The sequence below is a fragment of the Salinivibrio sp. EAGSL genome, assembly GCF_013366455.1.
Classification (GTDB): Bacteria; Pseudomonadota; Gammaproteobacteria; order Enterobacterales; family Vibrionaceae; genus Salinivibrio; species Salinivibrio costicola.
This window is the reverse complement of sequence record NZ_JABWMG010000049.1, coordinates 1-859: the sequence shown is the minus strand read 5'-3', so window position 1 is coordinate 859 and position 859 is coordinate 1. Positions and strand designations below refer to the sequence as shown.

Annotated in this window: 1 protein-coding gene and 1 pseudogene; both read left to right on the top strand. The window is 52.3% G+C overall.

Annotated features, from left to right (window positions below; all coding sequences use genetic code 11):
* Nucleotides 1-352 (top strand): annotated as a pseudogene (locus HLG76_RS14635) (IS3 family transposase); the annotation flags it as partial.
* A gap of 86 nt (nucleotides 353-438) precedes the next feature.
* The coding region (locus tag HLG76_RS14630; RefSeq protein WP_254877713.1) for a helix-turn-helix domain-containing protein at nucleotides 439-859 on the top strand (421 nt) is incomplete at its 3' end.

The window sequence follows — 859 nt, the reverse complement described above, 5'->3', positions numbered from 1 at the left end:
ACCCGTGCCAGGACATCAAAAAAACACCGAGCAGTGGTCAGCTGAAGCTAAGTTCGCCACTGTCATGGAAACAGCCAGCCTGTCAGAAGCCGAGCTGAGCCAATATTGTCGCGAGCGGGGCTTATTCCCCGAGCAAGTCAAAGAATGGAAGCGCGCTTGTATTAGCGGCGCAGGCCAAGCTGAACAGTCCAAGAAGGCTGAGCAGGCCGCGCGCAGAGCTGAGAAAAAACGCATTCGTGGCTTAGAAACTGAGTTACGCCGCAAAGATAAAGCCCTTGCCGAAACGACAGCGCTACTGGTGTTATCAAAAAAGCTCAATGTCTTGTACGAGAGCGACAACGAGGAGGACTAACCCCTCTCGATAGGCGCCAGACGCTGCTAAAGCTTTTTGATGAAGCTGTTGCGAACGGCGCCCCTCAGTACAAGGCGGCTGAGCTTATGCAGATACCACAACGCACGTTGCGACGTTGGCGTTCATCACAAGGGCAGGTGCTGCCAGATCTACGCTCGCTTGCTATTCAAGCTGCACCGAAAAACAAGCTGTCTGAGCAAGAGCGTCAGCATATTCTGCATGTCTGCAATGACGCTGACTACGCCAGTTTACCCCCGAGTCAAATCGTCCCACGACTGGCTGACCAAGGTGAATATATCGCCAGTGAATCCACTATCTATCGCGTATTGAAGGCGAATGACCAACTTCACCACCGAGGCAAAGCCAAGCCGCCACAGCCAGCCTCAGCACCAACGTCTCATCAGGCAAGCAAGCCGAATGAGATTTGGACGTGGGATATTAGCTATTTGCCCTCGAATGTACGTGGCCTGTATTGGTATCTGTATATGATCATCGATATTTACAGTC